We start from the raw sequence: 20,373 nt of genomic DNA, 5'->3' as shown, positions 1-20,373 counted from the left end.
ACTTATTCCTCGGGAAATTTTTACAAAGGTCGACAAAAAAGCCGTCCCCGAAAACGGAGACGGCTTTCCAAACAGTAACAACAAATACTACTCTACTCTCACTATCATCAAACTCAAAAGTTCTTTGAGATGCCAAAACCGGCTCCGCTGCCAAAGCTAATGTCAAAATTAGTTGCGCTCTCGGAAGCACCTTTGGCTTTCAACGAGCTAAAACTCAGGTTGCCAAAGTTAAAGTTCAGGGCAAAACCATTTTTCATATTAACACCGATTGCCGGGAAGAAAGTGCCCCGGAAACCGTTAGACTTTGCATCACCCACTTTTGATGACAACACATCGGCGTTAAATTGACCATAGACCGCAAAAATGTCGGAGAGCGGAACGGCGTACCGAATGAACGGACCGACCGCAAAGGCGGATGTTTTCAGTTCCCCCAGGTCGATCTCGGTTTTGCCACGTTCGGTCGTCAGGGTCAGGCCGGCCGTCCAGTGGTCGTCGAACTGATACCCAGCAGCCGGTGAAAAGTGAAATTGATTGGCTTTTGAGCCGTCGGCATATTTCTGTGAATTGGCCCCGACGGAGCCGTAAACTAAAACCGTATTTTTTTGGGCATACACACCAGCTATCGTCAAAACGGACAGCATCAAACTCATCGTTACTTTTCTCATTTGTTTTCTAATTGGTAAAACAGGTTGTTGGTTTTCAAATGTTTTACCTTGAGACGGAGCAGGTCAGAAAAAGTTACGTGGGCGTAGCGAATAATCGGGCTAAACGGAAGAAAACACCCTATATGCGGACGGATTTTAATTTGATAAAGCAACAAATCGCCACCTGTTTTTGTCTAGAATGATCTTGAAAAATGTATATTTGGTTATTCTTTTCAGTCAGGCTACTATGGATGATGTGATTCATTATGCCATTCCGGCTTTTGTAATTCTGTTGCTGGCGGAGGTCATGGTAACGGCAATCCAGCAGAAGGATTATTATGCGACACGCGACACGCTAAGCAGCCTGTCAATGGGCATCGGAAATGTGATTATCGGCTTAGTCGGTAAACTGCTGGTTTTCGGAGCGTATTCGCTGGTCTACGAATACCGGTTTTTGACCATCGATCTGACCCGGTGGTGGGCCTGGGTAATCCTGTTTTTTGCGGATGATTTCTCGTACTACTGGTTTCACCGAATCAGTCACAGCAGCCGGTATTTCTGGGCTTCGCACGTGGTTCACCATTCTTCACAGAAATACAATCTGGGCACGGCGCTGCGGCAAACCTGGACCGGTAATTTGAGTGGAGCGTTTCTTTTCTGGATCTGGCTACCCCTGCTCGGCTTTCACCCGGCGGCTGTCATGACCATGCAGGCCGTCAGTTTGTTGTACCAGTTCTGGATTCATACCGAACTGATTCACCGGCTTCCGGGCTGGATCGAAGCGATTTTCAATACACCCTCGCACCATCGCGTTCATCACGGCTCGAATTTGAAGTACCTGGATAAAAACCACGGCGGGGTACTGATCATCTGGGACCGGCTGTTCGGTACGTTTCAACCGGAACAGGAGCGTCCTTCGTACGGATTGACGAAGAATATTGAGACACACAACCCGGTTCGGATTGCTTTTCATGAGTGGGTTGATCTGGGCCGGGATGTGTTCAGAGCAGGTTCAATTCAGCATGCTGTGCGGTATTTGTTCGGACCGCCGGGCTGGAGTCATGATGGGTCACGGAAAACCACCCGACAACTTCGGGAAACCGTTTCTAAACAGGCTAAAGTGGTTAAGACGTTGAACGATTAACACACTCTCAGGTAATCGGGGCTAACCAAGTGGCTATACTCCGGATGTCGCAGCAGATAGGAAGTTACCGATGAGCAGAGCGGAATAATTTTAAGGTTGTACTTTTGAATGTATTGAATCATTCCGTTTATTAACAGACTGCTGATCGCGCTTCTTTTCAAGTTGACAGGGACTTCCGTATGCGTCAAAACTAACGTTTGATCATCTTTCGGAAAATAGCTGACAAAGGAGAGCTTGCCTTCGAGTTCGAGTTCAAAGCGGTTTTCGGCCCGGTTGATGGTCACTGCGAGTTCCTGAGTTTTCATGGCGAGGAGTTTTTAGGTTATCGTGAAGGTAACCTAAATCCAGACAATATGTTAATTTTTATGGGTATTTTGTAAGGGAAATCATGTCGTTTGTCGAATAAAAGAGCGAACGGTCCGGGATGCCTTGGCAAAATGACCAATTTTCCGGAAATTAAGGCGCATAAATTCTACGACCTATGGCTTTAGTTACCTTCACGCTGAATGGAAAGAAACAGTCCATCGACGTTGATCCCCAAATGCCTTTGCTTTGGGCTGTCCGGGATATTATCGGTCTGAAAGGCACCAAATTCGGATGTGGCATGGCCCAATGCGGAGCCTGTACGGTCCATTTAAATGGAACGCCCATTCGTTCCTGCTCAATGCCGGTTTCGGCGATTGCCGGGAAAAAAATAACGACCATCGAAGGAATCGGCTCCGAAACCAAGCTGCACCCGGTTCAGCAAGCCTGGATTGACGAACAAGTCCCGCAGTGCGGGTATTGCCAATCCGGGCAAATTATGTCGGCGGTGGCCCTGCTGCGCGACAAGCCGAACCCGACCGATGCTGACATCGATGCCGCCATGAGTGGCAACCTCTGCCGGTGCGGAACTTATACCCGTATACGTAAAGCCATCCACGCAGCCGCCCAACTCAACAAGGTGACGGTTTCGAGTGGAAAAGAATAGGTAAAAAAATGATGAATTATGAGTGGGTTGACGTATTTATAATTCATCATTCATAATTCATAACCGCACGGGGCGGCCCCGTCATCATTCAAAAAATGAAACAAGTTTCTTCTTCCATAAACCGCCGATCGTTTCTGAAAGCCGCCGGGTTGACCGGAGCCGGTTTTTGGCTCGGCTTCACGACCCAGGCCAACGGCGCGGGTTTTCAGGTTGTTAATCCGAATACCGCAGCCGAATCGCCCAATGCGGTGTTAGCTTTTGAACTGAATCCGTTCATCATCATCGACAACACGGGCGGTATCACCCTCATCAACCACCGGCCGGATATGGGACAGGGGTCGTGGCAGGCCGTGCCGACGATGATTGCCGAAGAACTCGAAGTATCGCTCGACAAAATCACCGTGCAGCAATCCAACGGTTTGCGCAAATACGGGAGCCAGTTGTCGGGCGGGAGCAGTACCGTCCGCACGGGCTGGAAGCGACTCCGCGAGGTGGGGGCCGCGGCTCGCCAGATGTTTACGACGGCTGCCGCCAACCGCTGGAACGTGCCGGTCGGGGAGTGTTACGCGGAAGACGGCACCATCAAACACAAACCGTCGGGCAGAAGCCTGACCTACGGTGAACTGGCCGATGAGGCCTCGAAACTGCCGGTTCCGGAAAAAGTGACGCTGAAAGCCAAGAAGGATTTCAAACTGATCGGGAAACCCGCGCAACGGGCGGACATTCCGTCGAAAGTAACCGGAAAGGCGGTTTTCGGCATGGACATGACGGTTCCAGGCATGCTGTACGCCAGCATCGAGCACTGCCCGGTTTTGCACGGAAAAGTTGTTTCGATTGATGATTCGCAGGCGAAAAAAATACCGGGAGTCAAAGCCGTGGTGAAAACCGAACGGCCCATGCCGCACCGGACGTCGGAAGCCGTGGCCGTACTGGCGACCAACTACTGGGCGGCTTTGCAGGGACGTCGGGCGCTCAAAATAACCTGGGATAAAGCCGGTTATGAGTCGATGACGACCGAACGCTATTTCAGTGAGCTGCGTGAAAAGAGCAAACAGGACGCCATTCCGTACTACACAACGGGTGATTTTAAAACCGCCTATGAAAATGCACCGAAAAAGCTGGAAGGCTTGTACGAAACGCCCTTTCTGGCCCACGCGCCGTTGGAACCGGAAGTGGCAATTGCCCATGTCAAACCCGACGGAAGCTGTGAAATCTGGGCGCCCGTGCAGGGCCCGGATGGCGCAATTCAGGAGGTATCGAGCTATTTGAAGATTCCGGCCGAAAAAGTGTCGGTGCATGTGCCTTTTCTGGGTGGAGCCTTTGGCCGGAAAGCGTATCTGGACTTTGTGCTGGAAGCCGTTCATTTATCGAAACAGGCAAAAGCGCCGGTGAAAGTGGTCTGGACGCGGGAAGACGACATTACACAGGGACCGTACCGGCCCGGAATGCTCAGCGCCATGCGGGGAGCCGTTGATAATCAAGGAAATGTCGTCGCATTTGAGCACAAATTTATCGGTGAATCCATTCAACGACAGGTCTTCCGGGCCAATCTGGATGGAAAGGCCGACGACTGGGCGAAGGAGGGAATCGGCAAGGAGGAAAGCCCTTACGCGTTCCCCAATGCCGTTGTGAGTAATAGCAGCGTTAAAACCGAGATTCCGATTGTCTGGTGGCGCTCGGTGTATCCGTCGAACGGCAGTTTCGGGCATGAAAGTTTTGTCGATGAATTGGCCCATGCCGCCGGGAAAGATCCGCTGGCGCTCCGGCTGGAATTGCTCAAAAAGGCGGGAGACGATGCCGTGGCGAAGCGCTTTATCAACGTGTTGAATGTGCTGCGCGAGAAATCGGGCTGGGACAAACAACTTCCGGCGGGACAGGGGAAAGGCGTCGCCATCGCCCGCTCGTTTGCCAGCCAGTGTGCTCACGTGGTTTTGGTGGAAAAAACCGCCCAAGGCGTCAAAATCAGGAAAGTCGTGACGGTGCTGGATTGTGGTATGTATGTGAGTCCAGATAATGTGCGGGCGCAGACCGAGGGCAATATTGTTTATGGGCTGTCGGCGGCCATCAAGGACGGGATTACCTTTACCAACGGCCAGGCCGACCAGAGTAATTTCCACAATTTCCGGGCGATGCGCATCGACGAAATGCCCGAGGTCGAGATACACATCATTGAAAATGAGGAAGAGCCGGGAGGTGTTGGCGAACCCGGTTTGCCACCGGTAGCTCCGGCCCTGTGCAACGCGATCTTTTCTGCCACCGGTAAACGGGTGCGTACGTTGCCAATTGATCTGGCAAAGCTGTAGAAGCAGAAAGGATACAAAAATGGGTTCCCTGATTCAGCCGTTCGGGATGGATCAGGGAACTAGCGTTTTGGCAGATGATGGTGAATTGAAAACCGATCGTATTTTCGCGTAACTTTCCCGCAACAAAAGCATTCATTCTTTTCTACTAAACCCATTCCCATGCCATGAAACTTACATCCTTGTTTTGCCTTTGTCTGACAGCCTTGATTCTTACTGCTTCGCGTCAGGCGGCTCCTTCGCTGGCCGGTGCCTGGCGTCTGGTTAATAGCGGTGGGCCTTCGGTGGTTTTTGTCTTGTCGGATAATTACATGATGGGTACGTTTTACGAACCCAACCGGTTTTTGGGAACGCAGGGCGGAACCTACCAGACCGACGGAAAGCAGTTGAAGATCACCCAGGAGTTCAACAGCGAAGACAGCACCCAGGTCGGAACCACGCAAACCCTGACAATTGATTCATTCAAGGATAACCGGTTGGTGTTGACGAGTGAGGGCGGAACCGAAACCTATGAACGGTTTGATCAGCCATCGGCCCAGACCCCGATGGCCGGTCTGTGGCGCATCACGGGTAATATTGACGACAACGGGCAGATAAGAACCCGCCAGCGAACGGCCAGAAAAACGTTAAAACTACTGACGGGTACCCGGTTTCAATGGGCGGCTATTAATCCCGAAACCAAACAGTTTTCGGGAACTGGCGGGGGGACCTATACTTACAAGGATGGCAAGTATACCGAAACCATCGATTTTTTTTCCCGCGACAACAGCCGCGTAGGGCGTTCGCTCCAGTTTGAGGCCGAATTGAAGGGCAACGACTGGTACCACCGGGGCCAAAGCTCGACGGGGGGGAAGGTGAGCGAAGTGTGGAGTCGGGAGAAGTAAGTAATGAAAAGTGTACGGTTTTCGGTCTATAGTTTACGGTTATGTTTTTAATTGATGCCCACCTGGATATTTCCCTGAATGCCATTGAATGGAACCGTGACTATCGGCTGTCGGCGCACCAAATCAGAGAACGGGAAGCGGGCCTAACCGACAAGATCGACCGCGCGCGGGGCACGGTTTCGTTGCCGGATTTGCGTCGGGGTCAAATCGGGTTGGTGGTGGCTACGCAGATCGCCCGGTTCAACCAGAGCAACGGCAACCTGCCGGGAGCAGGCTGGAATTCACCGCACCAGGCCTGGGCTATGACCCAGGCGCAGCGGGCGTGGTATGAGGCTATGCAGGACGCCGGGGAAATGGTCCAGATCAAGGATCGGGCTGGTTTGGAGCAGCATGTCGCTCTTTGGCTCAATGAAGCCATTCCGGACGAGGAAAAACCGGTGGGCTATATCCTCAGTCTGGAAGGGGCTGATTCGCTGATCGACCTGTCGTATCTGGAGAAAGCGTATGCCTACGGGTTACGGGCGTTGGGACCGGCACATTACAGCACGGGGCGGTATGCGCCCGGCACAGGCCTGACCGGTCCATTGACTCCCCTTGGCCGTGAACTGGTGCTGGAAATGGATCGTTTGGGCATCATTCTGGACGTGACCCACCTGACCGACGAAGGATTTGCGGAAGCGCTCGAACTGTACGAAGGCCCGGTTTGGGCGAGCCACCACAACTGCCGGGCGCTGGCTCCCCATCAACGGCAGCTTTCCGACGACCAGATTCGGCAATTGGCCGAGCGGGATGCCGTGATTGGCGGATGTTTCGATGCCTGGATGATGAAACCTGGTTTTACACAGCGTACCAGTAACCCGGCCGACTTCGGCATCACGATCGAAACCATCATCGACCATTACGACCACATTTGCCAGTTGACCGGAAGCAGCCGACACATCGCCATCGGCAGCGATCTGGATGGTACGTACGGAACGGAACAGTCGCCGACCGATCTGGACACCATTGCCGACCTGCAAAACTTGACTGGTTTGCTGGCCCGACGCGGCTATTCGACGGAGGATATTGAAAATATTTTCTACAAAAACTGGCTTCGGTTCTTGCGGAACGCCTGGAAATAGACGCGCCGGTTTCGGATAGTCTGGTCAGACGCTCTGCCGGGGCTGACGTTTCCGGGTGAGCATCAGCCGGATGAAAAAACCGATAATCAGCAAAACCAGAAAAGCCGCGACCAATGGGAGTAGAACCGCCAGGAAGGAAAGACCAAAGGAAGCCAGGTTTTCGGCGCTTGCGACCACCGGGTTGCCCAAACCGCCCGTTGTAGCCGTTGATCCGATCCGGAGCAGGGTGGTTCCGGCCTGAATCAGGCTTGCAGCACCTCCTCCCGCGACCATGCCGAGGCCCCATTTGAGCATCGGAATATCGACATCAATGAATGAGGTTGTCAGAATGGTTCCGGCCACGAACGCAACCGGCGTGGCGATGGTATCAAAGGCATTATCGAGCCAGGGGATGTAATAGGCACCGATTTCCAGGATGGTGGCCGTTGCTAGCACGAATAGGGCTGTCCAGGTATTCATCCATTCAAAACCGGGTGTCACAGCAATCCAGCCTAGTTTCAATGCAAGACACGAAACCAACATGGGAACGAAGATTCGGAAACCGCAGCAGGCGCTCAGCGCAATTCCCAGACAAAGACTTAAAAACCATTCCATAAATGAGTTAAGAATTAATAGTGAAGAGTGAAGAGTTGTTGTTTTAGAGCGAAGGTGAGTTTTTTAACTCTTAATTCTTAACTCTAAACTCTTAACTCTCTATTTCTGTTACATCGGAAACCTTCCAACTAACTGCCTTCTGTGAATACCGAAACCAAGAGCGGTCAGATTTTTGACTGGATTACCCTGCGTCGGCTGTATGCGTTTGTCAAACCCTATCAGATGCATTTTTATGCTCTGGTGCTGATTATTCTGCTGAGCGCTGTGCTGGCGCCCCTCAGTCCGTTGCTTATTCGTTACACCATCGACGCTAAAATTGCTACCGGCGATTACGCGGGCCTGACCAACATGCTCATCCTGATGATCGGCGTGCTGGTGTTGCAGGGCGTCATCCAATTTTTTAACACCTACCTATCGGGTTGGCTGGGACAACACGTCATTCGGGACATCCGGGTTCAACTGTACGAAAAAGTGCTGCAACTGCGGCTTAAGTTCTTCGACAATACGCCCATCGGTCGACTCGTCACCCGCACCATTTCGGATGTTGAAACCCTCGCTGACGTGTTCAGCGAAGGCATGGCCGCCATCGTGGGGGATATTCTGCAACTGGTGCTGATCATTGCCGTCATGTTTTACACCGACTGGCGGCTATCGGCCATTAGCCTGTCCATGATCCCGCTGATGCTGCTCAGTACGTACATTTTCAAGGAAAAGATCAAAGTGTCTTTCAACGAAGTCCGCACGGCCGTTGCCAATCTCAATTCGTTTGTCCAGGAACATATCACCGGGATGAATATCGTGCAAATTTTCGGAAGCGAACGGATTGAGGCCGATAAATTCAAGCAGATCAACAACGAACACCGGAAGGCGAACATCCGGTCGATCTGGTATTACTCGGTATATTATCCGGTGGCTGATATTCTGTCGGCTGCGGCCACCGGCCTGGTGGTCTGGTACGGTGCCAAAGAAATTTTGAATCAGGAGGTTACGTATGGGACGGTGACGGCTTTCATTATGTTTATCAACCTGTTTTTCCGACCCATCCGAATGCTGGCCGACCGGTTTAACACCTTGCAAATGGGTATCGTCAGCACTGACCGGATTCTGAAACTGCTTGATAGCGACGATTTTACGCCGAATACTGGGAGTTACGAGCCGACTAGCTGGAAGGGCAATGTGGAGTTCAAGAACGTCTGGTTTGCTTACAATGATGAGAACTACGTCCTGAAAGATATTTCCTTCTCCGTCAAGGAAGGCGAAACCGTGGCTTTCGTTGGCGCAACCGGGGCCGGAAAGTCGTCGATTATCAACCTGTTAAGTCGGTTTTACGACATTAACAAAGGTGAAATCCGGATCGATGGCATCGAAATTCACGATTATAAACTGGAAGCGCTGCGACGGAGCATTGGCGTGGTGTTGCAGGATGTCTTTCTGTTTTCCGACACCATTGAAAACAATATTACGCTGGGCAATAAAGCCATCAAACGCGAACAGATCGTTGAAGCTGCTAAACTGGTGGGCGTTCATGAATTCATCGAGCGACTGCCGGGCGGTTACGATTACAACGTCATGGAACGCGGTTCAACGCTCTCGGTTGGCCAGCGGCAATTGATTTCGTTTGTGCGGGCGATGGTCTATAATCCGCGCATCATGGTGCTGGACGAAGCAACCTCGTCCGTCGATTCCGAAACGGAAGCCCTTATTCAGTCTGCCATCGGAAAACTCATGAAAGGCCGTACAGCCATCGTCATTGCCCACCGGCTATCCACTATCCGGGAAGCCAACAAAATCATTGTAGTTGACAAAGGGCAGATTGTCGAGCAAGGTACCCACGAAGAACTCCTCCAACACGAAGGCGCCTACGCCAACCTCTACCGCATGCAATACAAAGAAATGGTTTGATGAGTTAATTCATAACCGCACGGGCGGCCCCGTCTTAACTCCTTTTTGGTTCCGCTCCGTTGAGGGCGTAGGCTATTTTTTCGGTCAGATTGTCGTCGCTGGTGGGATCCTGCGATTGCTCGGACGGAATCCGGCCAATACCGTTTGCGTTGGGTTCCAGGGTGGTTTCCTGGTCGCTGGTCTGTGGCCCGGTTTGATCAATGATTTCCTCATCCGCATTTGGGTCATTGTCCATCCCCGATGGAATCCCGGATGGAATCTCCGACAGATTTTCCGCATCAGACCCGTCCGCGGGAACAATGTTCTTCAGCGGATGGAGGTTCGGATTTTGTGATGGTGTCATGTGTTTGCGTTGATGGTATCCTGGAATAACTATTCAGCGCGGGTGTTGGTTTTCGGGATGGGTAACAAAAAGGCCAACCGTAGGGCTGGCCTGAAGCATTAACGGAAGGGCTGGGTACCCTGCGTGGTGTCGGGCGGATCGACGGATTCGGGAGCCTGAGGTTGAATAAACAGCGAATCGGCCGGAATTTCCACATCTGTTGAATCATCGGCCATGTCATCTTCTTCATCGCCACCGCCGGGGCAGTTCAGGTAATCCTTCGTGATCGGAACCGACGGTTTATCGAATGGACCCTGATACAGTTTCAGGGACTTTTCCCGGTATGCTTTCTCCAAAAACCGCCCGACCAGCGGGAGCGCAGTTTTCGCCCCTTCGCCCATATCGGTCGACCGGAAATGTATGCTGCGATCGTCGCCACCCACCCAGGCCCCGACCACCAGGTCACGGGTGACACCCATGAACCAGCCGTCGGAGTTGTTCGACGTAGTCCCGGTTTTGCCGCCCACCTGGTTGCGGTTTTTGAACAGATCGTACGACCAGAGATTCTGCGAGGTGCCCCCCGACTCTTCCAGGCCACCCCGCAGCATGTGAAGCATTAGAAAAGCGGATTCTTCCCGAATCGCCTGTTTTTTTTCGGGCTCAAACTCTTCGATAACCTTGCCGTCGCGATCTTCAATCCGGGTTACCAGCAACGGCTCCGTGTACACGCCTTTGTTGGCAAACGTGCAGTAAGCGGCTACCATTTCGTAGAGCGAAACATCCGATGAACCCAGGCCAATGGAGGGAACCGCAGCCAACGGACTTTTGATCCCGATACGGTGCGCATATTCGACCACCCGTTGCGGAGTTGCCACGTCATTGGTGAGCTGGGCCGTCACGGAGTTGATCGACCGCGCCATCGCCCGGCGCAGGGTCATGTTGGAGTAAGAGAATGTTCCGGCCGAATTTTTGGGTGCCCAGAAATCTTCCTCGCCTTTTTCGTTGATGTATTCCTTCCGGAACGGTTCGTCGCGCCGACGGTCGCAGGGGCCCAGGTTAATGGTGGAATCGTCAATCACCGTCGCGTAGACGAAGGGTTTGAAGGTGGATCCCGGTTGCCGTTTTCCTTGCTTTACGTGGTCGTATTTGAAAAATTCGTAATCGATTCCGCCTACCCAGGTCCGGATAAAACCGGTATGCGGGTCCATGGCTACTAAGCCAGCCTGCAAAAACCGTTTGTAGTAGGCAATGGAATCCATCGGCGTCATGTATTTTTTCTGCGGCCCGCTCCAGGAAAAAACCGTCATGCTGTCTTTTTTGACCGTCATGTAGTAATTGATGGAATCGGGCTGGTTCGGAAACTTCTGAAGCAAAGCCTTGTAGCGTTCGGTGCGTTGAGCAACCCTGTTCAGAAAGTCCGGAATTTCCTTGCCGTCTTCGTCGGTCCAGGGATTCCGGCCCGACCAGTGGTTGTCGAACGTCCGCTGCAACTGCTTCATTTTTTCGGCCACGGCCTCTTCCGCCAGTTTCTGCATGCGCGAATCGACGGTTGTATAGATCTTCAAACCGTCCGTATACAGGTCATAGCCGTTTTCTTCGCCCCACCGCTTCACCACATCGACCACGGCGTTTTTGAAGTAATTGGCCGGTCCGGCATACGGATTATCAGGGCTAAACCGGGTAACCAGCGGCAGCTTACTGATCGAATCGGCCTGGGGCTTTGTCAGAAAACCGTATTTCTGCATCTGGGCAATGACCACGTTCCGGCGGTTGCGCGATTTCTCGAAGTTTCGTTTAATCAGCGGGTTATACGTTGTTGTGGCCTTTTGCAAACCCACTAATACGGCAGCTTCCTGCACATTGAGGCTGTCGGGCGATTTGCTGAAATACGTCCGGGCGGCCGTCTTGATTCCGTAGGCATTGCTGCCAAAATCGACGGTGTTGAAGTACATGGTCAGAATCTGCTCCTTCGAGAAATTCCGTTCCAGTTTGATGGCCATGAGCCATTCCTTGGTTTTCAGAATAACCGTTCGAACGAGCGGCACGTTGTACAGCAACCCCCGCGAATCCCGGCGCCGGGTCTTGAAGAGGTTTTTAGCCAATTGTTGCGTAATCGTACTGCCCCCGCCCGCGTTATTGCCGGTCAAAACGCCGTAGGCAACCCGGCCCAGGCTGCGTCCGTCGATTCCGGAGTGTTCATAAAATCGCACGTCTTCGGTGGCGATAAGGGCATTTATGAGCGGTTTTGGTAAATTTTCGTAGGCAATCGGTGTCCGGTTCTCGGTATAAAACCGACCCAACAGCACCTTGTCGTACGAATAAATCTCGGAGGATTGGGCTACTTTCGGATTTTTCAGTTCCTCCACGCTGGGCATCTCGCCGGTCAGGTACAGAAAGTTGGTTTCGAGCACAAAAACGTAGAACAGGGCCAGCACGAACCCGTAAATCAGGGTCTTGGTCGTGTGGTAAAAGATCTTGAAACCGAGCGAGCGGGTATCGAAGCGGGCGTTGAGCCAATTGTGGTAGCGTAGCCGTACCGCACGGTATTGATGAGAGAGGGAATCAATGCGTTCTGTGCCGAAAATACCTGACATCAGGCGGTAAATCAGTCGTTTGATGCCATCGCCCACACGACCGAAAAAACCGGTGATGCTTTGCCAAAGGGTACGAAGCTGCCCCCAGAATTTACTCATGCCGGGTAATTTGACGGTTAAAAATCGAAGGTCGGATTCCGAAATGTTCGCAGCCTTGAGAAGGAACGTTGGGAATACGCCGGTAAAAAAAATGCAAATCTACACTTGCAGGCAAAAAAGACGGATTGAGAAATCCGTCCATCTGAGCAAATATAACGGAAATTTAGTCGATATAATATGAAAAAAGCCAGCCCGGTAAGGCGGCTGGCTCAAAATCAGCAAATTAGAGTTTGCTTATTTCTTCTCAAATTCGAGGGCAACGCCGTTCATGCAATACCGCAGACCGGTGGGCTTCGGACCGTCATCAAAGACGTGGCCAAGGTGCCCTCCACAAACTCCGCATTCCACTTCGGTCCGGATCATGCCATGCGTGCGGTCTACTTTTTCCACGACATTTTGATTGGAAATGGGTTTGTAAAAGCTGGGCCAGCCGGTTCCTGACTCAAACTTGGTATCGGAACTGAACAGGGACGTTTTGCAGGCGACACATTTAAATACCCCTTTTTCGTGGTTATCGACTAATGGGCTCGTAAATGGCCGTTCTGTGCCCTGTTGACGAAGAACGTAAAATTGCTGAGGTGTCAGAATTTTTTTCCATTCTGCCTCCGTTTTAACCACTTTACGGGGTTTGGTATCATCGCTGACCGTGGTCGGCGAAATAGAAGCGATCGAGCCGGTGAGCAGCAGCGCACCCAGAGCTCCGAGGAAAAGATGACGGTTCATGCCTGATTAACAATTTATTGGAACGGATAGTTTGCGAACGAAAAAAGCCACACGACAGGTGTCTATGTGGCTTTCGAGCGTCCCTATTTGCTATCACTCGATTACATGGACATGGGCATTAGCACGGTGTCGATGGAGTGAATGACACCGTTCGACTGGTAAACATCCGAAATGGTCACTTTGGCGGTTCCACCTTTGGCATCTTCAATGACGATATCTTTTCCGCTCATTTTGGCCGTAAGATTACCACCGGCGACGGTTTTCAGCGTAGCCGAACCATCTCCGGCTTTGATCAGCTTCGCCAGCGCTTTAGCGTCCAGCCTACCTGGAACTACATGGTACGTCAGAATACCGGTCAGTGTCGCTTTATTTTCCGGTTTTACCAGATTGTCGACGGTTCCGGCGGGGAGTTTGGCGAAAGCGTCATTGGTTGGCGCAAAAACCGTAAACGGCCCGGCTCCCTGCAAGGTTTCGACCAGCCCGGCCGCTTTCACGGCCGCAACCAGTGTGGTGTGGTCTTTCGAATTGACGGCATTTTCAACAATGTTTTTGCTCGGATACATCATCGCGCCACCCACCTCTTTGGGTTTTTGGGCAAACGAAGAAATGGAAATAAAAAACGCAAGGATGGTTGCAAAAAATCCGACTTTGACGTTGGTTTTCATACGATTATGTAATTTGAGAAATGTGTGAATACGAAAAAGAATCTGGTTGCAACCGACTCACACAATACCTACGCCCCAACTGCGGATTTGGATTGCCAGGAAAGAAAAAAGATAAAAAAAGGCCCCGACGAACCGCCGGAGCCTTGAATATGAAGTGTAATGAGGGTGTTACGAGTTCACATTGCCGACGACAACCATTGCTGACAAGGTCGGGGTGGGGCTTCCTCCGCGTCGTTCGAGCGTGATGGCGAAGGCGTCGGCCCGCCGAAATTTCTGGGGTTGTTGCACCACCCGGTTTTCTTCACCAACCTCAAAAACGCCGGCATCGACCGGTTTGCCATCGACAATGGCCCATAATTGGTATTGCTGGGTTTCGGGCGGGCGAACGAGCGAATCGATTTCCAGATTGACCTGTCCGGTCGTACTATTCCAGTAGACCGTTGCCAGGTTGGCGGTGGTCGTATCAGTTGCGTTCAGCCGGACGACACGCGTTCCGGGTTCTTTCAAAATGGCAAGCGTCTGGTCAGACTGGGCCTGCCGGGCTTTCAGGATTCGGAGTTCGTCGCTTAATTGTTCGTTGGAAGATCGTAATGCTGTCAGCGTTTGCTGGCTACCCTGGAGTTGGGAGTACAGAAAGTAAGCAAAAACCAAAACTAGTAAGCCCAGCGAAGCGGCCACCATCCAGGTGATCCGAAACGTAGGCCGGGAATTTAGGTCGATTTCCTCGGTATGAAGCGGACGAATGTTGCTGTCCTCTTCCGTAGCAGCAGGTGTCGACTCACTAAGAACCGGGGTCGGTTCACTGACTACCTCATCCTGCGGTTTTTCGAAATCTAACTCATTTAATAACCAGGATTTGATTTCGGCGGGTGGTTCACGGCGCAGCGTCTCGGCGTACTCTTCCATCGCAGCCGACAACGTGTCAAGCTCCTGACGGATTTCCGGGTAAATGCTCGATAGACACTCGACTTCCCGTTTTTCCTGCGGGCTGACGGTACCGAGCACATACTCTTCGAGTATCCCAGAGTTGATGTATTCTTGAATGTTCATGAGCCGAATAACTTCTTCAAATCCTGTAAAGCCGACCGAACGCGTGTTTTGACCGTTCCGAGGGGTAAATTGAGTTTTTCGGCTACCTCCTCATGGGTATACCCGTAAAAGTAAACCAGATCTATAACCGTTCGGCGATCCGGATTCAGTTGGTTTACCTTATCGGGCAAATCAAGTGTTTCCACATCGGGTTGATGTGTTTGTCGATGTTGATCAACAATATCTACGATGTCGGTGCTGGTTTGGATTGATTGGCCCGAATGGCGGGTGCGCAGGGCATCAATCGCGGTATTTCTGGCGATGTTGAGCAACCAGGTGAACAGTCGGCCTTTTTGAGAATCATAAGAAGGAATATTCCGCCAGATTTTGACGAACGAATCCTGTAAAACGTCACGGGCAGTTTCTTCGTCGCGTACAACTTTCAAAATCACGCCATATAACGCCGGGGAATACTGGTCGTACAACAGGTGAAAAGCCTGTTCTTCCCGCAGTTGGAGTTTGCTGACCAGTATCTCTTCCGAAAATGGGAGGTTTGAACGCTTCAAGGTATCCGATTAATTCTGTCACCAAATGGTCGAAGCCAAAAATACAAATAAATTGATGTGACCGAACAAGTGGGGCTATTTTTAAAAAATAAAATAAAAAAAGCCGCCTGCTTGGCTGTCAGACGGCTTTTGGGTAAAAATTCTAAAATTATTGGTCCGACGAGTTGTCGGTTTTTTTCGACTTGACGGTTTTGGTGGTTTTCTTCCGAACCGTCGTGCTCGCGTTGCTGTCACTGCTGGCTTTGGCAGCTTCCGAGGTACGACGGGCGTTTCGGCTCGATTGGGTTCCTTTGACCAGATTACTTCTTAGCGAATCCATTTTTACCGTCGGGTCGCCTTCCGGAAAATGTTGCGTAGTCTGCTCGGGCGCATGCGTGTTCGGCGACGGCGTCTGGGCGTAGGTCTGTGTGGAAATCCACAACAGACCGGCTGTGGCAAGCGTGACTATTTTCATGGCTGTTCGTGCTTCGTTGAGTACTAATTCAACACAACTAACCTCAAAATGTTTATGTTCAGGACCATTTAATAAAGCACGGGTGTCGAGCATACGTTGCCGGGAATGGTGTAAAATCGTTTATATTTGCACCTCAATTTTGGCTGATATTCCTGCTCATGCAGTTCGAACAAAACCGTTATCATATCCAGGGCGTCGATGTTCTGGACATTGCCAACCAGTTTGGCCTTCCAGTCTATGTGTATGATGCTGACAAGATTACCGAAAAAATCGGTACACTCCAGTCGGCATTTACAGGCGTTCCGCTCAAGATCAAGTATGCAGCCAAAGCCCTGACGAATCTGTCTATTCTGAAACTGATGCGCAGCCGGGGCATTGATGTCGAAGTCGTGTCGATCAACGAAATCCGGCTGGCCTTACTGGCAGGTTTCGAACCCGACCAGATCATGTATACACCGAGTGGCGTATCGTTTACCGAAATTCAGGAAGCCCTGGATCTGGGCGTTCGGCTGAATGTCGATAGCCTGCCGCTCCTCGAATGGATGGGCCAAAACTATGGGAACCGAAAACCGGTGGGCATTCGCATCAATCCACACATTGCCGAAGGCGGCAACGTCAAGATCCAGACCGGTCACGTCGATTCCAAATTCGGGATTTCCGTTGCCCAGCGGGATCGCATTCGGGTACTGGTTGAACAATACAGTATTCCAATTATTGGGTTACATATTCATACCGGATCGGATTTCAAGAACGCGGATGCGTTCCTGAAAGGGGCGGAGGTTCTGTTTGCCCTTGCTCACGATTATCCAAATCTGCAATTCCTTGATTTTGGCAGCGGGTTTAAAGTTGCGTACCGTGAAGGCGACCATAGCACGGATGTGGCCGAACTTGGTCGGAAAGTAACTACCGCATTCCAGCATTTTTGTCAGGACTACGGCCGGGAACTGGAGTTGTGGTTTGAACCGGGTAAATTTCTCGTGAGCGAAAGCGGAGTTCTGCTGGTTAACGTAAATATTGTCAAAGAGAATCCGGGCCGGACCTTTGTGGCCGTCGATTCGGGGCTGAACCACCTGATCCGCCCGATGATGTACGATGCCTACCACGAAATCGTCAACGTATCGAACCCGTCGGGTGAGAAGCATCTGTATTCAGTAGTAGGCTACATCTGCGAAACCGATACCCTCGGTTGGGACCGTTCGCTGAATCAGGTTCGGCCGGGCGATGTGCTGGCCCTGAAAAACGCGGGTGCTTACGGGTATAGCATGAGTTCCAACTACAACTCACGGTTTCGCCCCGCCGAGGTGCTGGTGTACGACGGAAAACCGTACCTGATCCGCCAGCGCGAAACCTTCGAGGATTTGGTGCGTAATCAGGTTGAACTTAATTTTGAAGAAGAAAACATTTTAAATCTAAGAGTTAAGAATTAAGACGGGGCCGCCCGTGCGGTTATGAGTTGGCGGACGCATCCAATTTAGCAGCGCAACTCTTAACTCTTAACTCTTAATTCATAACTGACGATGGGACGCGCATTTGAATACCGGAAAGCCAGAAAGTTCAAGCGGTGGGGGATGATGGCTAAGACCTTCACCAAAATTGGAAAAGACATTGCCCTTGCGGTGAAAAGCGGTGGGCCGGACCCCAGCTCAAATGGGCGTTTGCGGGCCATTATTCAGAATGCCCGGGCGGCTAACATGCCAAAAGAGAATGTAGAGCGGGCCATCAAGCGGGCGACCTCCAAAGAGCAGGAAGATTTTAAAGAGATCACCTACGAAGGATACGGTCCGCACGGCATTGCTATTGTGGTCGAAACCGCTACCGACAACATCAACCGGACCGTGGCCAACCTGCGGAGTTATTTCACCAAATCCGGGGGCGCTCTGGGAACGTCCGGAATGCTTGACTTCATGTTCGACCGTAAAAGTGTATTCCGAATTCCGGCGGGCGATATCGATCTGGATGAATTCGAACTCGAGATGATCGATTTTGGTGCCGACGAGATCTCCCTGGATGAAGAAGCCGGACAACTGGTGATTTACGGTGAATTCACAGCATTTGGAGCCATTCAGAAACACCTTGAAGAAAAAGGCTATGAGCTAAAACAGGCTGAATTCGAGCGGATTCCGAATGACATGAAGGAGCTAAGCGAAGAAGAAGCCGCTGATGTCGAAAAATTGCTCGAACGCATTGAAGAGGACGAAGATGTCCAGAACGTATTCCATAACATGCGGTAATCGGGGCCTTCCCGATTACCGCATTCTCTCCAGTAAATCCTGTCGGCTAGGGCGCTCGCTGACCACTTCATACCGCAAGCCCTCCAAGTCAAGTGTATCGACAAAATCGCGGTATTTTTCCCGTTCTACTTCAAACACGCACAAGTTATCATAAGGCTCGTTGAAAATTTCAACCTCGGTGAGCCTGGCTTCTTTCTGCAACGTCCGGTACTGAGCGTTGGATAGATCATCCTGTCGGATGGTGAAATACCACATACTTCCCTGGTTTAGCGCGAAAACCGTCTTTTTCTCAATTGGTTCCTCCGTTTTCACGGAGCAATTCGACCCACCCCTTGATGGTCTCGGCCGGCGCCGAGCAGTCCAGCCGTTTGAACTTGACCCGGATCTGATACAGGTACAAGCCCCCCGGCACCGCCCGCCCCTGCTGGTTTTTGCCATCCCACCGCAATGAAGCATCACTGCTGCGGTAGACCTGCACCCCCCAGCGGTTGACCACCGTCAGCTCGGCCGACTCCACAAACCGTGCACACCGCACCGGCTCAAAGACATCGTTTCGCCCATCGCCGTTGGGCGTGAACACATTCGGCATCGTCAGCAACGGACAGTTGTCCTTGCAGACCCGGTTGCTGGCCGCACTCTCCCGCCCGCTGCGGCTGACGGCCCGCACCTCGTAGCAACCCGCAAACGAGGGCAGGTTCTCATGCCGGTAGCTCAGCGCATTGACCGAGTCGAGCAGCACCAGCGGCTGGCCCGCGCAGGCGGCAAAGTAGATGCGGTAGTAGGCCACCTGGGTCTCACAGCCGCTGCCCTGACCCGGCTGCCAGCTCAGCGTGTTGGCAAAGCTCGTCTGGTTGCAGTAGGCATCGGCGGCCAGGCTGGCACAGTTCACGGTGTCGATGGCCAGCCGGGGCGGACAGGGGCGGGTGGTGTCGATGGGCGAGGCACACACCCCCTGCGAGTAGTTCAAGAGCAACTGCGTGGTCAGCGGGGGCGCATACCGGCCGACGGTTTCCACCCGGTAGCAGTAGCTGCTGTCGAGGGACATGGTGACCGGCTGCAGCCCGTCGGCCGCATAGGTGTCGGTGCCCGGATCGGTGAAGGTGAAGGTGTTGGGCCCTTGCACCGGCACGTCGGCAATGCGGTTGAAGGGGCCGTTGGGGCCCGTCCGCGAGCGGTAGATGCGGTGGGTCTGGTTGTCGTTGCTCCAGGGGACATTGGCCTGCCAGCTAAGCTGGATGCTGCGCACGGCGGGCGTGGCCGTCAGCCGCACCGAGCTGGCGTTTTCGGTGGCATCCAGGCGCTGCAACTGACCGCTGGCCGGGTCGGTGTAGTAGAACTCGATGCGGTAGCGGTAGGCATTGTCCACCGTGTTCAGGCCGCGGTCGGTGTAGACCGTGTCGGGGGCGGTGGGTGAGAGGCTGGTGTTGATGGTGGCGATGGGCGTGAAATTGGTGCCCTCCAGGCCCGTGGCCCGCAGCAACCGGTACTGGAAGGGCCCCGTGCCGTCGGTGGGGTCGATGCCGGGGGGGCGGGTCCAGCGGACGGTGATCACCCCCCGGCTCTGGAAGGTCGAGTCGACGGTGACGTTGGTGATCAGGGGCACCTGCTGGGGCAGGTTGACGCAGACCTGCTGGGAGACGGCACTGCGGCCGTTGTTGGGGCGGGGCAGCTCGACGACGATGCGGTAGCTGTACTGGACCCCACGCCGGAGGCCCTGGTTTTGGTTGTTGTCGGTGTAGCTGGTGCGGGCGATAGCGACCGTGTCGATGCGGGTGTAGCCGTTGGCGACGAGCTGGTCGTTGTCGGCGCAGGGGTCGAAGGTTTCGGTTTCACAGCCCTCCTTGCGGTAGATGGCCATGACCGTACCGGTGGGCAGGGCGGAGGGTCCGCAGGCGTAGGCGTTCCAGTTGAGCACGATGGCGCGTCCGGCGGGGTCGGCGGCCGGTCGAGCCGTCAGGTTCTGGGGCTGGGGGGCGTAGATTTTGATGCGGAAGGCTTCCAGGGTGGCCAGTTGGGTTTGTCCGGCTCCGGGGTGCAGGTCGACGACGCGGAAGACGATGTCATAGGGTTCGTCGCGCACGTGGGCACAGCCGGTTTGCCAGCGGAAGGTGCCGGTGGCGGGGGCGTTCTG

General features: G+C 52.8%; 20 protein-coding genes. 8 read left to right on the top strand and 12 right to left on the bottom strand.

Going from position 1 to position 20,373, the window contains the following annotated elements:
* Nucleotides 1-113 precede the first annotated feature (113 nt).
* Nucleotides 114-665, bottom strand: a complete 552-nt coding sequence (locus ACO2Q8_RS00100; RefSeq protein ID WP_423342730.1) for an outer membrane beta-barrel protein — start codon at nucleotides 663-665, stop codon at nucleotides 114-116.
* 226 nt (nucleotides 666-891) lie between these two features.
* Between ACO2Q8_RS00100 and ACO2Q8_RS00095 the strand changes: the two genes are divergently transcribed.
* Nucleotides 892-1,788: a sterol desaturase family protein gene (locus ACO2Q8_RS00095; protein WP_423342729.1), complete on the top strand. Its 897-nt coding sequence runs from the start codon at nucleotides 892-894 to the stop codon at nucleotides 1,786-1,788.
* On the opposite strand, the gene ACO2Q8_RS00090 is transcribed toward ACO2Q8_RS00095, so the two are convergent.
* Nucleotides 1,785-2,093 carry a GNAT family N-acetyltransferase gene (locus ACO2Q8_RS00090; RefSeq protein ID WP_423342728.1) on the bottom strand — a complete coding sequence of 103 codons (309 nt, stop codon included), beginning with the start codon at nucleotides 2,091-2,093 and terminating at the stop codon, nucleotides 1,785-1,787. The genes ACO2Q8_RS00095 and ACO2Q8_RS00090 overlap by 4 nt on opposite strands.
* A gap of 176 nt (nucleotides 2,094-2,269) precedes the next feature.
* On the opposite strand from ACO2Q8_RS00090, the gene ACO2Q8_RS00085 reads away from it, so the two are divergent.
* From ACO2Q8_RS00085 to ACO2Q8_RS00070, 4 genes are all read left to right on the top strand, one after another.
* Complete coding sequence (locus ACO2Q8_RS00085) at nucleotides 2,270-2,758, top strand: (2Fe-2S)-binding protein (protein WP_423342727.1); 489 nt, start codon at nucleotides 2,270-2,272, stop codon at nucleotides 2,756-2,758.
* A gap of 95 nt (nucleotides 2,759-2,853) precedes the next feature.
* A complete protein-coding gene (locus ACO2Q8_RS00080; RefSeq protein ID WP_423342726.1) occupies nucleotides 2,854-5,061 on the top strand; it encodes a molybdopterin cofactor-binding domain-containing protein in 2,208 nt (735 codons plus the stop codon).
* Between the two features lie 164 nt (nucleotides 5,062-5,225).
* The gene (locus ACO2Q8_RS00075; protein ID WP_423342725.1) at nucleotides 5,226-5,942 is read left to right on the top strand and encodes a membrane or secreted protein; all 717 of its coding nucleotides are present in this window, start codon (nucleotides 5,226-5,228) and stop codon (nucleotides 5,940-5,942) included.
* A gap of 41 nt (nucleotides 5,943-5,983) precedes the next feature.
* Nucleotides 5,984-7,063 (top strand): dipeptidase, encoded by a 1,080-nt coding sequence (locus ACO2Q8_RS00070; RefSeq protein ID WP_423342724.1) that lies wholly within the window; start codon nucleotides 5,984-5,986, stop codon nucleotides 7,061-7,063.
* A 24-nt stretch (nucleotides 7,064-7,087) separates the two neighbouring features.
* On the opposite strand, the gene ACO2Q8_RS00065 is transcribed toward ACO2Q8_RS00070, so the two are convergent.
* Nucleotides 7,088-7,657, bottom strand: coding sequence for a DUF4126 domain-containing protein (locus ACO2Q8_RS00065; protein ID WP_423342723.1), 570 nt, complete (start codon nucleotides 7,655-7,657; stop codon nucleotides 7,088-7,090).
* 141 nt (nucleotides 7,658-7,798) lie between these two features.
* Here ACO2Q8_RS00065 and ACO2Q8_RS00060 point away from each other — a divergent pair, with 141 nt between their 5' ends.
* A complete protein-coding gene (locus ACO2Q8_RS00060; protein ID WP_423342722.1) occupies nucleotides 7,799-9,559 on the top strand; it encodes an ABC transporter ATP-binding protein in 1,761 nt (586 codons plus the stop codon).
* A 34-nt stretch (nucleotides 9,560-9,593) separates the two neighbouring features.
* Here the strand turns inward: ACO2Q8_RS00060 and ACO2Q8_RS00055 are convergent, their stop codons facing one another.
* The 7 genes from ACO2Q8_RS00055 to ACO2Q8_RS00025 form a co-directional block, all read right to left on the bottom strand.
* Complete coding sequence (locus ACO2Q8_RS00055; protein ID WP_423342721.1) at nucleotides 9,594-9,902, bottom strand: hypothetical protein; 309 nt, start codon at nucleotides 9,900-9,902, stop codon at nucleotides 9,594-9,596.
* Between the two features lie 98 nt (nucleotides 9,903-10,000).
* On the bottom strand, nucleotides 10,001-12,574 hold the full coding sequence (locus tag ACO2Q8_RS00050) for a penicillin-binding protein 1A (RefSeq protein WP_423342720.1): 2,574 nt from the start codon (nucleotides 12,572-12,574) through the stop codon (nucleotides 10,001-10,003).
* A 234-nt stretch (nucleotides 12,575-12,808) separates the two neighbouring features.
* Nucleotides 12,809-13,297 carry a peptide-methionine (R)-S-oxide reductase MsrB gene (gene msrB, locus ACO2Q8_RS00045; protein ID WP_423342719.1) on the bottom strand — a complete coding sequence of 163 codons (489 nt, stop codon included), beginning with the start codon at nucleotides 13,295-13,297 and terminating at the stop codon, nucleotides 12,809-12,811.
* Between the two features lie 101 nt (nucleotides 13,298-13,398).
* The gene (locus ACO2Q8_RS00040; RefSeq protein ID WP_423342718.1) at nucleotides 13,399-13,962 is read right to left on the bottom strand and encodes a fasciclin domain-containing protein; all 564 of its coding nucleotides are present in this window, start codon (nucleotides 13,960-13,962) and stop codon (nucleotides 13,399-13,401) included.
* 168 nt (nucleotides 13,963-14,130) lie between these two features.
* Nucleotides 14,131-15,012, bottom strand: coding sequence for an anti-sigma factor (locus tag ACO2Q8_RS00035; RefSeq protein WP_423342717.1), 882 nt, complete (start codon nucleotides 15,010-15,012; stop codon nucleotides 14,131-14,133).
* Nucleotides 15,009-15,557 (bottom strand): RNA polymerase sigma factor, encoded by a 549-nt coding sequence (locus ACO2Q8_RS00030; RefSeq protein ID WP_423342716.1) that lies wholly within the window; start codon nucleotides 15,555-15,557, stop codon nucleotides 15,009-15,011. Before ACO2Q8_RS00030 ends, ACO2Q8_RS00035 begins: the two co-directional genes overlap by 4 nt.
* Nucleotides 15,558-15,705: 148 nt before the next feature.
* Complete coding sequence (locus ACO2Q8_RS00025; protein ID WP_423342715.1) at nucleotides 15,706-16,011, bottom strand: hypothetical protein; 306 nt, start codon at nucleotides 16,009-16,011, stop codon at nucleotides 15,706-15,708.
* A gap of 158 nt (nucleotides 16,012-16,169) precedes the next feature.
* On the opposite strand from ACO2Q8_RS00025, the gene lysA reads away from it, so the two are divergent.
* Both lysA and ACO2Q8_RS00015 read left to right on the top strand, forming a co-directional pair.
* Nucleotides 16,170-17,438: a diaminopimelate decarboxylase gene (lysA, locus tag ACO2Q8_RS00020; RefSeq protein ID WP_423342714.1), complete on the top strand. Its 1,269-nt coding sequence runs from the start codon at nucleotides 16,170-16,172 to the stop codon at nucleotides 17,436-17,438.
* Between the two features lie 90 nt (nucleotides 17,439-17,528).
* Nucleotides 17,529-18,242: a YebC/PmpR family DNA-binding transcriptional regulator gene (locus ACO2Q8_RS00015; RefSeq protein ID WP_423342713.1), complete on the top strand. Its 714-nt coding sequence runs from the start codon at nucleotides 17,529-17,531 to the stop codon at nucleotides 18,240-18,242.
* 15 nt (nucleotides 18,243-18,257) lie between these two features.
* Here ACO2Q8_RS00015 and ACO2Q8_RS00010 read toward each other — a convergent pair whose 3' ends face one another.
* Together ACO2Q8_RS00010 and ACO2Q8_RS00005 are read right to left on the bottom strand one after the other, a co-directional pair.
* Nucleotides 18,258-18,497: a hypothetical protein gene (locus ACO2Q8_RS00010; RefSeq protein ID WP_423342712.1), complete on the bottom strand. Its 240-nt coding sequence runs from the start codon at nucleotides 18,495-18,497 to the stop codon at nucleotides 18,258-18,260.
* 34 nt (nucleotides 18,498-18,531) lie between these two features.
* Nucleotides 18,532-20,373: gliding motility-associated C-terminal domain-containing protein (locus tag ACO2Q8_RS00005; RefSeq protein ID WP_423342711.1), on the bottom strand; the 1,842-nt coding region annotated here is incomplete at its 5' end.

Source organism: Larkinella sp. VNQ87 (assembly GCF_049445795.1).
GTDB lineage: Bacteria > Bacteroidota > Bacteroidia > Cytophagales > Spirosomataceae > Larkinella.
Note: the sequence above shows the minus strand (reverse complement) of the source record. Positions and strands in the feature narration are given on the sequence as shown.

Excerpts from the sequence above, each read along its gene's own strand:
- ACO2Q8_RS00010 (WP_423342712.1), bottom strand. The coding sequence starts at position 18,497 with ATGTGGTATTTCACCATCCGACAGGATGATCTATCCAACGCTCAGTAC.
- ACO2Q8_RS00035 (WP_423342717.1), bottom strand. The coding sequence starts at position 15,012 with ATGAACATTCAAGAATACATCAACTCTGGGATACTCGAAGAGTATGTG.
- msrB (WP_423342719.1), bottom strand. The coding sequence starts at position 13,297 with ATGAACCGTCATCTTTTCCTCGGAGCTCTGGGTGCGCTGCTGCTCACC.
- ACO2Q8_RS00015 (WP_423342713.1), top strand. The coding sequence starts at position 17,529 with ATGGGACGCGCATTTGAATACCGGAAAGCCAGAAAGTTCAAGCGGTGG.
- ACO2Q8_RS00055 (WP_423342721.1), bottom strand. The coding sequence starts at position 9,902 with ATGACACCATCACAAAATCCGAACCTCCATCCGCTGAAGAACATTGTT.
- ACO2Q8_RS00040 (WP_423342718.1), bottom strand. The coding sequence starts at position 13,962 with ATGAAAACCAACGTCAAAGTCGGATTTTTTGCAACCATCCTTGCGTTT.
- ACO2Q8_RS00085 (WP_423342727.1), top strand. The coding sequence starts at position 2,270 with ATGGCTTTAGTTACCTTCACGCTGAATGGAAAGAAACAGTCCATCGAC.
- ACO2Q8_RS00075 (WP_423342725.1), top strand. The coding sequence starts at position 5,226 with ATGAAACTTACATCCTTGTTTTGCCTTTGTCTGACAGCCTTGATTCTT.
- ACO2Q8_RS00025 (WP_423342715.1), bottom strand. The coding sequence starts at position 16,011 with ATGAAAATAGTCACGCTTGCCACAGCCGGTCTGTTGTGGATTTCCACA.
- ACO2Q8_RS00065 (WP_423342723.1), bottom strand. The coding sequence starts at position 7,657 with ATGGAATGGTTTTTAAGTCTTTGTCTGGGAATTGCGCTGAGCGCCTGC.
- lysA (WP_423342714.1), top strand. The coding sequence starts at position 16,170 with ATGCAGTTCGAACAAAACCGTTATCATATCCAGGGCGTCGATGTTCTG.
- ACO2Q8_RS00050 (WP_423342720.1), bottom strand. The coding sequence starts at position 12,574 with ATGAGTAAATTCTGGGGGCAGCTTCGTACCCTTTGGCAAAGCATCACC.
- ACO2Q8_RS00080 (WP_423342726.1), top strand. The coding sequence starts at position 2,854 with ATGAAACAAGTTTCTTCTTCCATAAACCGCCGATCGTTTCTGAAAGCC.
- ACO2Q8_RS00095 (WP_423342729.1), top strand. The coding sequence starts at position 892 with ATGGATGATGTGATTCATTATGCCATTCCGGCTTTTGTAATTCTGTTG.
- ACO2Q8_RS00070 (WP_423342724.1), top strand. The coding sequence starts at position 5,984 with ATGTTTTTAATTGATGCCCACCTGGATATTTCCCTGAATGCCATTGAA.
- ACO2Q8_RS00090 (WP_423342728.1), bottom strand. The coding sequence starts at position 2,093 with ATGAAAACTCAGGAACTCGCAGTGACCATCAACCGGGCCGAAAACCGC.
- ACO2Q8_RS00100 (WP_423342730.1), bottom strand. The coding sequence starts at position 665 with ATGAGAAAAGTAACGATGAGTTTGATGCTGTCCGTTTTGACGATAGCT.